This window comes from Terasakiella sp. SH-1 (assembly GCF_004564135.1).
In the GTDB taxonomy this organism is placed as follows: Bacteria; Pseudomonadota; Alphaproteobacteria; order Rhodospirillales; family Terasakiellaceae; genus Terasakiella.
In genome coordinates, this window is record NZ_CP038255.1 from 1,498,373 (window position 1) to 1,511,259 (window position 12,887).

Genomic DNA, 12,887 nt, shown 5'->3' on the forward strand with positions numbered 1-12,887 from the left:
GGGGCCCTTGTACAGGCTTGCAGGAACAAAAGAACAAAAGCGAAAGCCAGAGGGGGAAAGTTGATTTTTGACAACACAAGTAGAAATCCTGTTAATCGAGTAAGTCCGTTTCTTCTATAACAATTTCTTCCGTATCCAAAGGGCCTTTTTCTTCAATTGGGATCAAACCAGAATGTTGGTCATCACTAATTTGAGGCGTGTTTAATTCTTGTAATGATGTCGCAAGCTGGATTTCGTTCAATGGCCCCGCTAAACGCACAAAGCCACTTCCCTGTTTTTTTGTGGCAGAAGTCATCTGGTCACTATTGAGGCGGATATTCAGGAACTGTTTGATGAGATCAAGATGCCCTGTACCAGATATATGTACAGAAGGGGCAATCACATTAATCTCATTACTGTTGATCTGACCATGACGGCCATCCAGTCGGCCCTTGATTTCTGCAAATTCAAGGGAGGTACTTTTCTCCCCAGCCAGAGCCTTTGCCACATTTGGGTGTTTCAAACTGCCATCCAGAATAGAATAATCACCATGGGTTCGAGCCGTTTGAAGAAGCTGTTGAAAAGAAGCCCCTTCTGATTGGATCTCAAAACCGGTTTTCAACGTCCCTGTCATTTTGAAATCCCATAATAAATCTTTTTGAGCCTGTTCCAGATTGATATTATTGGCATCAATGCGCAAGTCCATATATCCGCCGTCAACCCCTTCATACCAGCGAAAACGCATATTTGTCAGGCCATCAAACGCCTTGATATTATGGGCATTTAACGACAAACGCCCATCATTAAGTGTGGCTTTGACCCGGGGCTGGATCAGAACGCCTGAGGGCAAGCGAATACCTTGATATTTAAAATCAACATTGGCATCAAAAGCATCAAGGAAGAGGTCCTTGAAATTAAAACTACGTTGAATAGATGTTGAAAACACGTGACCAATTGGCTGAATGGGAAATGTCACGGTCCCCATAATTTCAGGCAGGGTTGGTTTGAAATCAATTGCCCCTGTGGCAGAAAAAATAAAAGGGGTTTGAATATATTTTGCATTCTCAATTTGAAGCTTTTGATCGCGTAGCTTTAATTCCGTTTTAATCAGCAAAGGCGTGGCCTGGTCCGGGCAATCATCCGAATAGGCAAGCCAGTTGCAGTAATCACTTAAGGAGGGAATATCGACCCGCAAATCCCCCTGTGACACAAAAGTCGATCTTTTAGCGGCACTTCCGATGAATTCAACGCGTAAAGGCGCTGAATCAATATTAAGGGTCAAGCGGCTTCTAAAACCACGCAAGAAATCATCCGGGCGTTGCAAGCGAAGTTTGAAGTCAACACTACGCTCATTAAGATACACATTACTGCTGACCTTAAGGTCTTTACCCTCTTTAGGCTTATTTAGCTGTATGTTGAGCTTTTGCGCCGTCAATGACTTGTTTGGTTTTTGGTTCCAGTGAAGACTGCCTTCCGATATTTGTGCATTTTCAATGACGGAATTTTCCAGAAAATACTGGATCAATTCAAAGTAACGGACATCTTGTTTCCGTGCGGTTCCCAGTTGTGAACGTAGCCATTCCGGGAGCAAGGGGGTGAAATCCCCATTAATCGTCACTTTTGGGGAAACCAGTAGAAAATCTTCCAGGTGAAGATTACCCGCTAGAAATTGCAGGATTTTCAAGTCCGCTTTCAGCTTGCGAACAGCACCGACGATTTCAATATTTCGTCGAACTTGACCGCTAAAAACAATATCTTCAGCCTCGATGATGAGGTTTGGAAAGGTCGTAACATTAAAACGCCCTTCGAATTCAACATCCAGACCGCTGGCTGCTTCAAGCCGATTTTCCAGAATATTTTGATAAACAACAGAGGGTAAAAAGAAAGGTGTTGCCAGCAGAATCAGCAAAAGGCCGATTGCAATAAACGGCATTTTGGATTTTACAAACCTGACCTCAAAGCCATCAACTTCAAACATTGCTGATCCTTGTCTACACCTTAATCGCAGTTGCAAAATATGCGATTTCCCGCTACTTTACAAAGAGATACCTGTGGCGACAATAGCAGAGATGTATCAAGCTGTCGGAAGTTTGTACTTTTTCCAGGCGTTTAATCCACCTTTAACCACACTTACATTGGTAAAACCCAAGCCTTTCAGCTGCTTTGCCGCCATGGCAGCACGTTGGGAGGACAGGCAGATGACATAGATTTTATGGTCCAGAAACTGGCGTTTTTCTTCAATATTTTCGCCCAGTTCATAAGGTTGAACGTTCACGCTGTCCAATGCATGTTCAGCCTTATATTCTTCCGGGGTGCGTACATCAATCAAAACGGCGTTTTCATCATCTTTCATACGGGCAAAAACCGCTTCAGCATCGACAAAAGGAACACCTGCCAATAAGCGAGGTAACATACGAAAGGAAATAAAGGCAATTGCAATAACGATAATGGCCGTAACGAGTGGTGAATCCATTCTGAGTATCCTTTGTATATAAGCGTATTGCGTTTTACTAATTCTGAGAAAGTTTAGCAAGAGACTTGCTTATTTAATAAACAAACTATATGTCGTGATGATGACAAAGACACTCCATATTATTGGCGGCGGTTTGGCTGGGAGCGAGGCTGCTTGGCAAGCTGCACAACGCGGGATCAAGGTTGTCCTGCACGAGATGCGCCCGGTGCGCCCAACCGAAGCCCATCAGACAGACACACTGGCAGAGCTGGTTTGTTCAAACTCGCTTCGTTCTGATGATGCGCAATATAATGCCGTCGGTCTCATGCATGAAGAAATGCGCCGTTGCGGCTCTTTGATTATGAAATGTGCCGATGAAAATGCCGTCCCTGCCGGGGGGGCCTTGGCCGTGGACCGTGATGGTTTTGCCGAAGCTGTTCAAGCAGCTTTAATGAACCATGGAAACGTCGAAGTCGTTCGCGAAGAAATCACGGACATTCCCGGTGACGAATGGGAACAGGTGATTATTGCCACAGGGCCATTAACATCAGACCCCCTTGCCCATGCGATCAAGGGCTTGACAGATGAAGACTCCCTTCATTTTTTTGATGCCATTGCCCCGATTATTCATAGAGACAGCATTGATTTTTCCAAAGCCTGGTTCCAGTCACGCTATGACAAGGGCGATGGTTCCGATTACATCAATCTGGGCATGACGCGTGAACAATATGACCAGTTTATTGATGACCTGCTGGCTGGCGATAAAATGGAATTCAAGGAATGGGAAAAGAATACACCCTATTTTGAAGCTTGCCTGCCCATTGAAGTCATGGCTGAACGGGGCCGTGAAACGCTGGCTTATGGCCCGATGAAACCGGTTGGGCTGACCAATCCGAACGACCCGGATACAAAACTGGCTGGCGTGGTCCAACTGCGCCAAGATAACAAGCTGGGCACCCTCTATAATATGGTTGGCTTTCAGACCAAGTTGAAACATGGGGAACAAGTCCGTATTTTTAAAACGATTCCGGGGCTGGAAAATGCTGAATTTGCCCGTTTGGGCGGTATTCATCGCAATACCTTTATCAATTCCCCTCGCCTGCTTGATGGTAGCCTCAAGCTTAAAGGGCGCAACAATATCCGTTTTGCCGGACAGGTCACGGGCTGTGAAGGCTATGTGGAAAGTACAGCCGTTGGCCTGATGGCCGGACGTTTTGCCGCCTGTGAATTGCTGGAACAAGAGATTACGTACCCACCGGAAGTAACTGCCCTTGGCGGTATTTTGAATCACATTACAGGTGGGGCTGATGCCTTGACATTCCAGCCGATGAATATCAACTTTGGTTTGTTGCCACCGATGGATGTGCGCAATGAACGGGGAAAACGGGTCAAAGGCAAAGAGAAAAAGGCTGCTGTTTCCGCCCGTGCATTAAAAGCACTGGATGAGTGGCTGGAACAAACAGACCGGGTATAAATGATCACACTGGATAAACTCACACAAGCCCAAAAAACCATGGCAGATAAGTTGCTATGTACCCCTTTGGTGTTTTCACGTTCTCTCTCTGATATATGTGAAGCAGAAGTTTATCTTAAGCTGGAAAACCTGCAAACCACGGGCTCGTTTAAAGCCCGTGGGGCACTTATTAAACTATCCCATTTATCCGAAGAGGAAATGAAGCGCGGCATCGTGGCTGCATCTGCGGGAAACCATGCTCAAGGGGTGGCTTATCATGCCAAAGCTATGGGGATCCCGGCAACGATTGTCATGCCTGTTGGCACCCCTTTTAATAAAATATCCAAAACAGAAGAACTCGGTGCACAAGTTATCGTATCTGGAGATAACTTCAATGAAGCACGCGAGCATGCTCTCAGTCTTGTTCATGAAAAACAGCTTACCTATATCAGCCCCTTTGATGATGAAGATATCATCGCAGGCCAAGGTGTTGTCGGCCTGGAGATGGTGAGCCAGAGCCAGCCCCCCTTTGATTGCGTGCTGGTTCCCATTGGTGGGGGTGGCCTGATGGCGGGGGTTGCTTCGGCATTTAATGCTTTATCCCCTCAAACTCAAATGATTGGTGTGCAATGTGATGCCTATCCCTCCATGCATGATCTTTTTTATCATCAGGACCAAACCCGTGGCGGGCAAACCCTGGCAGAAGGGATTGCGGTAAAAACACCGGGAAAACTAACCGCCCCGATCATTCGACAAACGGCCCGTGATATTCTAGTGGTCAAAGAAACTGATATTGAACAAGCTGTGTTGTTATTGATGGAAAAACAGCGCCTAATTGTTGAGGGTGCCGGTGCTGTAGGACTAGCTGCGTTATTAAACCATAAAGAACAATTTAAAGGCCAACGGGTTGGCCTTATTTTATCTGGTGGCAATATTGATTCGCGGATTTTATCTTCTGTATTGATGCGCGGACTGGCTCGTGATGGCCGTATGGTGAAATTGCGGATCACCCTGCCCGACCAACCCGGAAGTCTGGCAACCATTGCAAAGATGATGAGCGAGCAAAGCGCCAATATTGTAGAGATTTACCATCACCGCATGTTCTATGACCTGCCTGTTAAAATGACCGAAGTCGACGTGGTTGTTGAAACACTTGATACAAACCATGTCGATGTTTTGGTTCAGCATTTCGCAGATAATGGGTTTAGTTGCCGGGTGATCAGTGAGAGTGAGGCTTAGGGCTTAATAGCTTCCTCTCCAGGCTTTGAAACCTAATTTTATCTGTTTAATTAAACGACCGTTTCCCAAGTTTGGGTTAAAAGGGTCAAACCCTACTTTTTCCAGTCGGGTGAGATAATCCTCAATAGCAATCGTACTGAGCAAAACCGGGTTTGTTTCAACTTTGCATTCCCGCGCCTCTTTGATCAACTTGCAGCATTCAGCTACGATTTCTTTAACGCAGCCTTTAAGCGCGGCTGTACAAGTCAATTCCATAACGGATTTTAGAGAAAGCTGATGTTTTTTGACAAGGGCTGTCGGGATTTTACAGCGGTTATGACGTGCCTGAAAAGCTATGGTTTGCAGCATACCCGCCAAAGTACCCGCAGCACCGACTTTCAGGGCTGCATCTGTTGGGGAAAGCCCAATGGCTTGTTCTTTTATCTGCGCAATAGTGCCACCTGTGGCCTCGCTATAGCGTCGTAAAGAAGCCATGTCATCATGAACGCGGTCTTCCATATCAAATTGGCGGGCATTGAAATAGCGGTCGAATAAATCTTGTTCGATATTTCGCGCTTTCAGAGCTGCGATAATTTCCTTATGCATGCCTGTTTCAACATTGGGGGCACGGCCTGCATATATATCAGCAATTAAATCACGCCACCATTGCAGGCGCATCAATCTCATGTGGGGTTCCGTTACCATATCGCGAATACGTGCCGTTTCCCGATAGAAGATTTGTAAGGCATAAAATGCCTCACGGTGATCTTCTGACACAAATAAACCGCAAAGAAACTGGTCATGATCGTGTGCATGGATTTCTTGAGCGCATAAACTTAATAGGTCTGTCATCTGATTGGCTTTTGATTTGGCTGTGTAGCTGTGTCATATAAGACCATCGAAAGGAAAAGGCCAAGTGACAAAGAACGCAGATACAGAAAATTTCCCGGTGGCAAGCCTCTTACTGGCCCCTGCTGTGCGTTCAGATGTGCTGAGGTTTTATCAATTTGCACGGACAGCTGATGATATTGCCGACTCTACGGTCCTGAGTGCAGAAGAAAAGCATGACCAACTGAATATGGAAACAGACAATCCTTTCTTACAGGATTTACTCGTCGCTTTTCATCAAGATGTTGATAAAAACCGCTATCAGACTTGGCAGGAATTGATGAACTATTGTCATTATTCTGCCAACCCTGTTGGACGTTTTTTATTGGATGTACATGGTGAAACTTGCTTGCCTACAGCCAGTGATGCCTTATGTAGTGCATTACAAATTCTCAATCACCTACAAGACTGTCAAAAAGACTTTCAGGGCCTGAACCGCATTTATTTACCTGAAGAGTATCTTCAAGGTGGTGAGAGCTATGAAGACTTTCTGAAAAACAACAAAGCCTCTTCCCGCTTTCGTGAGATTCTAAACCTATGTCTTGAACAAACAGAAGTTTTGTTAAAACAGTCCCTTGAGTTACCCAAACAAATCAAAAGTAAACGGCTGCGTTATCAGGCAAAAGTCACCATTTTGTGTGGTTTTGCCCTATTGGGGAAACTAAAACGTCAAGACCCGCTGGCAATGCGAGTGGAACTGAGTAAACTGGATAAATTCCTGCTCGCTTATAAAGGGTTCTACCCCCTATGACACATGCCCAGCCCAAAGACTTTAAATTTGTTGAAACCATTGTGAAAGAGTCCAAAAGCTCCTTTGCTATGGGGATGAAAGTCTTGCCTGAAAGCCGTCGGGGATACTTGTATGCGATTTATGCCTATTGCCGTGTTCTCGATGATATTGCAGATGAAGAAGACAGCCATGAAAATAAAGTAACCCAGCTTTATCTTTGGCGAAAAAAAATAGATAAAATGCTCAATGGTGAGCCTTCCTGTGAAATTACCCGCATTTTGGCAGATGCTGTCACCTTATATCATATTCCCAGTATTGAGTTGTATAACCTGATTGACGGGATGGAAATGGATGCCAACGGCCCGGTGCATCGCCCATCATGGGAAAAGCTTTACCAATATTGCCGCAATGTCGCAGTGAGTGTCGGGCTGCTTTCCCTCCCTTTGTTTGGGCGGACTGACCACGGGGCAGAAGAATTTGCAATTGAGCTGGGATACGCCTTACAGTTCACCAATATTTTGCGCGACATCAAAGAAGATGAAGAACTTGGCCGCGTATATTTGCCAGATGAACTTCTGAGAGAACATGAAAGCTTTACACAAACCGTTGAAGCTTTCGCAACTCACACCGAGGCACATTATAAGAAAGCGGATGAAATTCTAAAAAAAGCAGGTAAGGAAAAGCTCTTGCCTGCCTTGATGATGAAAGCTGGCTATCAGAAAATTTTTGAAAAAATGAAACGCCGAGGGTGGCGTGTTCTAAGCCCCCGAATGCGCCTGAGCAAAACCGAAAAAATGTTTCTCCTCATGAGTATGTTAACGAGGGCATGAGTAATCGCCGCGTTCATATTATTGGGGCAGGATTGGCTGGCTTAAGTGCTGCGGTGCATTGTCGCCATTTAGGGGCAGACCCTCTTGTTTACGAAGCAGCGCCAAAAGCGGGCGGGCGGGTTCGTAGGGTTGGTTCCCACGATAATGGGACACATCTGATTATTAAAGGGTATCAACATACATTCGAGTATCTTAACCTTATCGGTGCACAGGGCGAATTGCAGCCACTCTCGCCTGCCTCTTTTCAATTTTATGAGCCTGAAAAAAACTTATCCTGGACCATAAAGGCCCATCATTTTTTATGGGAAGTGGCTAAAGGCACTATTCCTCAAGTTGCCTTACATAATCTGTTTGGCAGACAAGCCGTTCAGCGTTTTTGGGAACCTTTCTTTATTTCTGTTTTCAACACCCCGCTTAATGAAGTGCCGCTAAAACTCCTTAGCCAAACTTTTAAAGAGCTTTTAAAACAGGGGCCTGATGCACTAGAGCCTTTCTTTCCCAAAAGCACATTGGAAAATACCCTAACCCTTCCTGCGTTAAAGGGACTTGATATTCAATTTGGTAAACGCTTAGTCGGATTTGATGAAAGCAGTCTCTTTTTTAAGAACGACGAAATTAAAATCGCTCAACAGGACCGGATTATTTTAGCTCTTCCTCTACCTGCTTATCAAAAAGTCCATTCCCCACTTTCAATCAGCCCTATCCCCTCCAACCCGATTGTAAATATTCACTTTTATTTAAATGATGCGATTGAAGAGATATTCTTCGGCCTGATCGGTACAAAAAGTCATTGGGTTTATGCCAAGGAAAAACACGCATGCGTGACAATCAGTAACCACGCACGCATATCTGATATTGAAGAGGTTTGGGCAGAGACATCCCCATTCTTGTCGCAAAAAACATCAGATATGCCCAAACATCGTCTCATTTGCGAAAAAATGGCAACCCCACGTCAAAATAAAGCATTTTCAGAAAACCGTCTCACAACAAAAACTAAAATGGAAAATATCTTCTTGGCTGGAGACTGGATTGACACTGGCCTTCCTGCAACAATTGAAAGTGCAATCAAGTCAGGAAAGCTTGCAGCGCAAATGGCTTGTTCATCGTAAAAAATATTTCCAACAAGGGGTTCCCTTTTTCATATCACCACACCATTTCATTAGCACGATGAAATGATAAACAAATGAAAGGGGCCTGAAATGGCGTTTGAACTCCCTCCCCTCCCTTATGCCCAAGATGCACTGGAACCTCATATTTCCGCCAATACCCTGAGCTTTCATTATGGCAAGCATCATAACACCTATGTCGTGAATCTTAATAACCTGCTGGGTGATAATGCGGGTAAGACGCAGGAAGACTTGGAATCTGTCATTAAAAGTGCCGCTGGTGATAGCTCTAAAGTCGGTGTCTTTAATAATGCAGCTCAAGTTTGGAACCATACATTTTACTGGAACTGTATGAAGCCAAATGGCGGCGGCGCACCAACGGGTGAGCTGGCCGACAAAATCAATGCTGCCTTTGGTTCCTTTGACAAATTCAAGGAAGAATTTACTCAAGCCTGTATCACAGCATTTGGCTCCGGCTGGGGTTGGCTTGTACTGGAAGATGGTAAACTGAAAATCACCAAGACAATCGGTGCAGATACACCGTTGGCACACGGTCAAAAAGCATTGCTCACCTGTGATGTTTGGGAACATGCGTATTACCTGGATTACCAGAACCTGCGCCCCAAATATGTCGAAACATTCCTCAATGAATTGGTCAATTGGGATTTTGTTGCTTCACAGCTTTAACACATATCTTTACAGCCAAAGAAAAACACCCGTCGCACTGTATGCTTCGGGTGTTTTTTTAATCAACGGCAATGAGGGCGGCAATGACACGCCTATCTTCGGTTTGTAAAACATTAAAGGTGCGGGCTGCGGCCCCTGAATTCATCCATTCAAGGATAAGCCCCTTTTCCTTCACTGCTTCTTTTAAGGTTTTGGGTGGCATTTGAGAAAGCGCCCCGATCCCAATCAGAAGGATATCATAATCTTCTTCTGTATTAAAAAGAGGGGCCAAGCTGTCCAGCGTAATCTCAGAAACATCTGATATCTGCCAAGGTTCAACTTTACCATCATAAAGAAGGACGGCGCCTGTCACCTTATGATCATTTACGGTGAAGGTTCCTTCACCATAGGATTTGATCATCAAGCGGTTATCCGTAATGACAGGTGTGATGTCCAAGGACATTAAGCTGTCCCCTCACCTTCAACCTTTTCGATTTCGGAGTTTTCATCTTCTTCTTCATCACCCCGACGAATAGCAAAATAAGTCAGGATTGGCACAGCCAAACAAATGGAAGAATAGGTTCCGATCAAAATGCCCCAGATCATGGCGAAGCTGAATCCTCGGATAACTTCACCGCCCAGAATATAAAGGGCAAGCAAGGCCAACAAGGTGGTGACAGACGTCATAACCGTACGTGACAAGGTTTCATTGACTGACTTATTTAAAAGCTCAGGCAATTCCATCTTTTTATATTTACGCAAGTTTTCACGAACACGGTCATACACAACAACCGTATCGTTAATGGAATACCCTGCAATGGTCAGGATCGCCGCCACTGTAGACAGATTAAACTCCATCCCCAGCAAAGCAAAAATACCAATGGTCGAAATCACGTCATGGATAAGAGCAATCACCGCGCCCATACCGAACTGCCATTCAAAACGAAACCAGATGTAAACAAGGATAGCTGCAATGGCAAAACTGACAGCCATTACCCCATCCATAAAGAGTTCTTCCGATACTTTCGGTCCGACAAATTCTGTACGGCGATATTCAACGCTGTCTTTCAACACGTCTTTAACGGCCAGAACAGCACGTTGCTGGGCTTTTTCATCGCCTTCCTGGCGTTGAATACGGATCAAGACCTCTTCGGGTTCACCAAATTCCTGAATAGAGACTTCACCCAGACCAAGACCACCAAGCTGGTCGCGCAGCTGTCCAATATCCGCAGGTCCGCTTTTGGTGCGAACCTCCATCATGATACCGCCTTTAAAGTCGATACCATAGTTCAATCCCTTTGTGCCAAACAGGCCAAGAGAGGCAAGAATCAGTACGACGGAAAAGGCAAAAAACATGATTTTCTTGCCGACGAAATCAATTGTTGTTCCAGCAGGAACCAAATGCAGATGTTTCATTCTTCAGTTCCCTTACAACACCAGTTTTTTCGGCTTGTTCTTGCGCAACCACAGAACAACTTGCAAACGTGTCACCATGATCGCTGTGAACATAGATGTTAGAATGCCAATTGCCAAAGTAACCGCAAAGCCACGAACTGGGCCGGAGCCAAATTCAAACAAAAGAACCGCTGCAATCAAGGTTGTAACATTGGCGTCAATAATTGTTTTGATCGCCCGTTTGTAACCTGAATCCACAGCCGCAATCGGCCCGAGACCATTGCGCAGCTCTTCACGAATACGTTCAAAAATAAGAACGTTGGCATCAACCGCCATACCAATGGTCAGAACAATCCCGGCAATCCCCGGTAATGTCAGGGTCGCTTGTAACAAAGACAATGCCGCTGCAATCAAAATGATATTAAACATCAAGGCAACATCGGCATAGATACCAAAGCGGCCATAGGTCACGATCATAAAGGCGATCACACCAATCAGGCCCACGATAGAGGCAATTTTACCAGCGGCAACAGAATCTGCGCCCAGACCCGGACCAACGGTCCGTTCTTCAAGGATCACCAGCGGGGCTGGCAACGCACCGGCACGTAACAGCAAGGAAAGATCGTTTGCTTCCTGTACACTGAACTGGCCTGTAATCACACCGCTCCCACCCAGGATCGGACCTTGGATATTCGGGGCACTGATCACCTGACCGTCCAGAACAATCGCAAGGCTGCGGTTTACGTTTTTAGACGTAACCTGACCAAATTTTTTGCCACCTAACGCATTAAAGGTAAAGGACACCACCGGACGGCCATCTTGAAAAGTCGGCTGGCTGTCAATCAGCATGTCACCGGACACTTCGACCTTACGGCGAACGGCCAGCTTGCGCCCCTCGTTATCGGCATCAGGTAAAACAATTGTTCCCGGTGGAATACGGTTCGCCAGAAGATCTTCGGCAGACACATTATGATTGACCAGATGGAACGTCATTTTTGCGGTCTTACCCAACAAGCGTTTCACATCTTCCGGGTTATCAATACCAGGCAACTGAATGAGAATACGTTCATCCCCCTGGCGCTGAATATTTGGCTCTTTTGTTCCTGTTTCATCAATACGGCGGCGTACGATTTCAATGGATTGCTCAACGGCAGAACGTTTTGCTTTGATAATCGCATCTTCGGTTAAGGTAATGGAGATCGCGCCCCCTTCCTTAACTGTTTCAGCGCCATTATCGATCTTGCGAACCAGATCATACGCCTTTTCGACCTGTTCAGGCTTTTTGATTTGAACGCGCACAACACCGTCTTTTACCCCAAGCCCTGTATAGCGAATACGTTCACTACGCAGTGAGGAACGAACCGCATCGACAATGGCAACAAGGCGTTCATTAATAACCGTCTGGGCTTCGACCTCCAAAAGAAGGTGAGAGCCACCTTGAAGATCAAGGCCAAGACTGATTTGCTGATTAGGGAGCCATCCCGGTAGATTATCCGTCGTGGTGCGATCAAGCATGTTGGGCGCAGCAAATGCCACGCCCAACAAACAAACCACAGCCACAAGGGCAATTTTCCATTTGGCGAAGTAGACCATCTTTTTCGGTCCCTTCCTTTATATGTTCGTGGTTAGTCTTTCTTTGCGCCGAAGAGTTTCTTCAGACCGCCTTTTTCTTCAGCAGGCTCCGCAGAGTCATTTGCTGCTTCCGGGGCATCGCCTTCGTCTTTTGCAGGTTCTGTTTTGCTTGTCACCTGTGCGATCATTTCACGGCGAACTTTCACAACAGTGTCATGCGCAATTTCAACGGAAACTTCAGTGTCGCTATCAACTTTTGTCACCTTACCGATGATGCCACCGCTGGTTACGATGCTATCACCGCGACGGATGGCTTCCAACATTGCCTTATGTTCTTTAGCGCGCTTTTGCTGCGGACGGATCATTAGGAAATAGAAAACAACAAAGATCAGAATAAGCGGCAAAAACTGTGCAATACCTGCTTCGGCACCACCTGCTGCTTGAGCATAAGCCGGAGAAATGAGCATTGAAAACTCCATTGGTTAGATAAAAACTGTAGATGGGCAAGCCCAAACTTGCGCGGGACTATACAATGTGATGTTTACATTTTCTATATGAATCCTTAGCCTTATCTGACTTTTTTATGATCTTGAGGGTG

13 protein-coding genes are annotated in these 12,887 nt (G+C 45.6%); 6 read left to right on the top strand and 7 right to left on the bottom strand.

The features are described 5' to 3' along the window. Positions 1-91: 91 nt before the first annotated feature. Both E4K71_RS07095 and E4K71_RS07100 read right to left on the bottom strand, forming a co-directional pair. Positions 92-1,957 (bottom strand): AsmA-like C-terminal region-containing protein, encoded by a 1,866-nt coding sequence (locus E4K71_RS07095; protein WP_135078094.1) that lies wholly within the window; start codon positions 1,955-1,957, stop codon positions 92-94. A 96-nt stretch (positions 1,958-2,053) separates the two neighbouring features. Beyond that, positions 2,054-2,452, bottom strand: a complete 399-nt coding sequence (locus tag E4K71_RS07100) for a rhodanese-like domain-containing protein (protein ID WP_135078096.1) — start codon at positions 2,450-2,452, stop codon at positions 2,054-2,056. A gap of 100 nt (positions 2,453-2,552) precedes the next feature. On the opposite strand from E4K71_RS07100, the gene trmFO reads away from it, so the two are divergent. Next, a complete protein-coding gene (gene trmFO / locus E4K71_RS07105; protein WP_135082011.1) occupies positions 2,553-3,905 on the top strand; it encodes a methylenetetrahydrofolate--tRNA-(uracil(54)-C(5))-methyltransferase (FADH(2)-oxidizing) TrmFO in 1,353 nt (450 codons plus the stop codon). Beyond that, positions 3,906-5,123, top strand: a complete 1,218-nt coding sequence (locus E4K71_RS07110) for a threonine ammonia-lyase (protein ID WP_135078098.1) — start codon at positions 3,906-3,908, stop codon at positions 5,121-5,123. Between the two features lie 3 nt (positions 5,124-5,126). Here the strand turns inward: E4K71_RS07110 and E4K71_RS07115 are convergent, their stop codons facing one another. After that, complete coding sequence (locus tag E4K71_RS07115) at positions 5,127-5,954, bottom strand: squalene/phytoene synthase family protein (protein ID WP_135078100.1); 828 nt, start codon at positions 5,952-5,954, stop codon at positions 5,127-5,129. 64 nt (positions 5,955-6,018) lie between these two features. On the opposite strand from E4K71_RS07115, the gene E4K71_RS07120 reads away from it, so the two are divergent. The 4 genes from E4K71_RS07120 to E4K71_RS07135 all read left to right on the top strand — a co-directional run bounded on the left by E4K71_RS07120 (position 6,019) and on the right by E4K71_RS07135 (position 9,343). Continuing rightward, positions 6,019-6,741, top strand: coding sequence for a squalene/phytoene synthase family protein (locus E4K71_RS07120; protein WP_135078102.1), 723 nt, complete (start codon positions 6,019-6,021; stop codon positions 6,739-6,741). Continuing rightward, positions 6,738-7,550, top strand: a complete 813-nt coding sequence (locus tag E4K71_RS07125) for a squalene/phytoene synthase family protein (RefSeq protein ID WP_135078104.1) — start codon at positions 6,738-6,740, stop codon at positions 7,548-7,550. The genes E4K71_RS07120 and E4K71_RS07125 overlap by 4 nt, the downstream gene beginning before the upstream one ends. Further along, entirely contained in the window at positions 7,547-8,659 is a 1,113-nt protein-coding gene (locus tag E4K71_RS07130) for an FAD-dependent oxidoreductase (RefSeq protein ID WP_135078106.1), read from the top strand. The genes E4K71_RS07125 and E4K71_RS07130 overlap by 4 nt, the downstream gene beginning before the upstream one ends. A 90-nt stretch (positions 8,660-8,749) precedes the next feature. Next, a complete protein-coding gene (locus E4K71_RS07135; RefSeq protein WP_135078108.1) occupies positions 8,750-9,343 on the top strand; it encodes a superoxide dismutase in 594 nt (197 codons plus the stop codon). Between the two features lie 58 nt (positions 9,344-9,401). On the opposite strand, the gene E4K71_RS07140 is transcribed toward E4K71_RS07135, so the two are convergent. Genes E4K71_RS07140 through yajC form a run of 4 tightly spaced genes read right to left on the bottom strand, consistent with a single transcriptional unit; the run spans position 9,402 to position 12,756 of the window. Then, the gene (locus E4K71_RS07140; protein WP_135078110.1) at positions 9,402-9,785 is read right to left on the bottom strand and encodes an Mth938-like domain-containing protein; all 384 of its coding nucleotides are present in this window, start codon (positions 9,783-9,785) and stop codon (positions 9,402-9,404) included. Continuing rightward, positions 9,785-10,738, bottom strand: a complete 954-nt coding sequence (secF, locus tag E4K71_RS18355; protein ID WP_135078112.1) for a protein translocase subunit SecF — start codon at positions 10,736-10,738, stop codon at positions 9,785-9,787. Before secF ends, E4K71_RS07140 begins: the two co-directional genes overlap by 1 nt. 12 nt (positions 10,739-10,750) lie before the next feature. Beyond that, a complete protein-coding gene (secD, locus tag E4K71_RS18360; protein WP_135078114.1) occupies positions 10,751-12,310 on the bottom strand; it encodes a protein translocase subunit SecD in 1,560 nt (519 codons plus the stop codon). A gap of 32 nt (positions 12,311-12,342) precedes the next feature. Then, on the bottom strand, positions 12,343-12,756 hold the full coding sequence (gene yajC, locus E4K71_RS07155) for a preprotein translocase subunit YajC (RefSeq protein ID WP_135078116.1): 414 nt from the start codon (positions 12,754-12,756) through the stop codon (positions 12,343-12,345). Between the last annotated feature and the right edge of the window lie 131 nt (positions 12,757-12,887).

What these genes read in the sequence shown, in the direction of transcription:
- E4K71_RS07095 (WP_135078094.1), bottom strand. Translation starts at nt 1,957, where the DNA reads ATGTTTGAAGTTGATGGCTTTGAGGTCAGGTTTGTAAAATCCAAAATG.
- E4K71_RS07100 (WP_135078096.1), bottom strand. Translation starts at nt 2,452, where the DNA reads ATGGATTCACCACTCGTTACGGCCATTATCGTTATTGCAATTGCCTTT.
- trmFO (WP_135082011.1), top strand. Translation starts at nt 2,553, where the DNA reads ATGACAAAGACACTCCATATTATTGGCGGCGGTTTGGCTGGGAGCGAG.
- E4K71_RS07110 (WP_135078098.1), top strand. Translation starts at nt 3,906, where the DNA reads ATGATCACACTGGATAAACTCACACAAGCCCAAAAAACCATGGCAGAT.
- E4K71_RS07115 (WP_135078100.1), bottom strand. Translation starts at nt 5,954, where the DNA reads ATGACAGACCTATTAAGTTTATGCGCTCAAGAAATCCATGCACACGAT.
- E4K71_RS07125 (WP_135078104.1), top strand. Translation starts at nt 6,738, where the DNA reads ATGACACATGCCCAGCCCAAAGACTTTAAATTTGTTGAAACCATTGTG.
- E4K71_RS07130 (WP_135078106.1), top strand. Translation starts at nt 7,547, where the DNA reads ATGAGTAATCGCCGCGTTCATATTATTGGGGCAGGATTGGCTGGCTTA.
- E4K71_RS07135 (WP_135078108.1), top strand. Translation starts at nt 8,750, where the DNA reads ATGGCGTTTGAACTCCCTCCCCTCCCTTATGCCCAAGATGCACTGGAA.
- E4K71_RS07140 (WP_135078110.1), bottom strand. Translation starts at nt 9,785, where the DNA reads ATGTCCTTGGACATCACACCTGTCATTACGGATAACCGCTTGATGATC.
- secF (WP_135078112.1), bottom strand. Translation starts at nt 10,738, where the DNA reads ATGAAACATCTGCATTTGGTTCCTGCTGGAACAACAATTGATTTCGTC.
- secD (WP_135078114.1), bottom strand. Translation starts at nt 12,310, where the DNA reads ATGGTCTACTTCGCCAAATGGAAAATTGCCCTTGTGGCTGTGGTTTGT.
- yajC (WP_135078116.1), bottom strand. Translation starts at nt 12,756, where the DNA reads ATGCTCATTTCTCCGGCTTATGCTCAAGCAGCAGGTGGTGCCGAAGCA.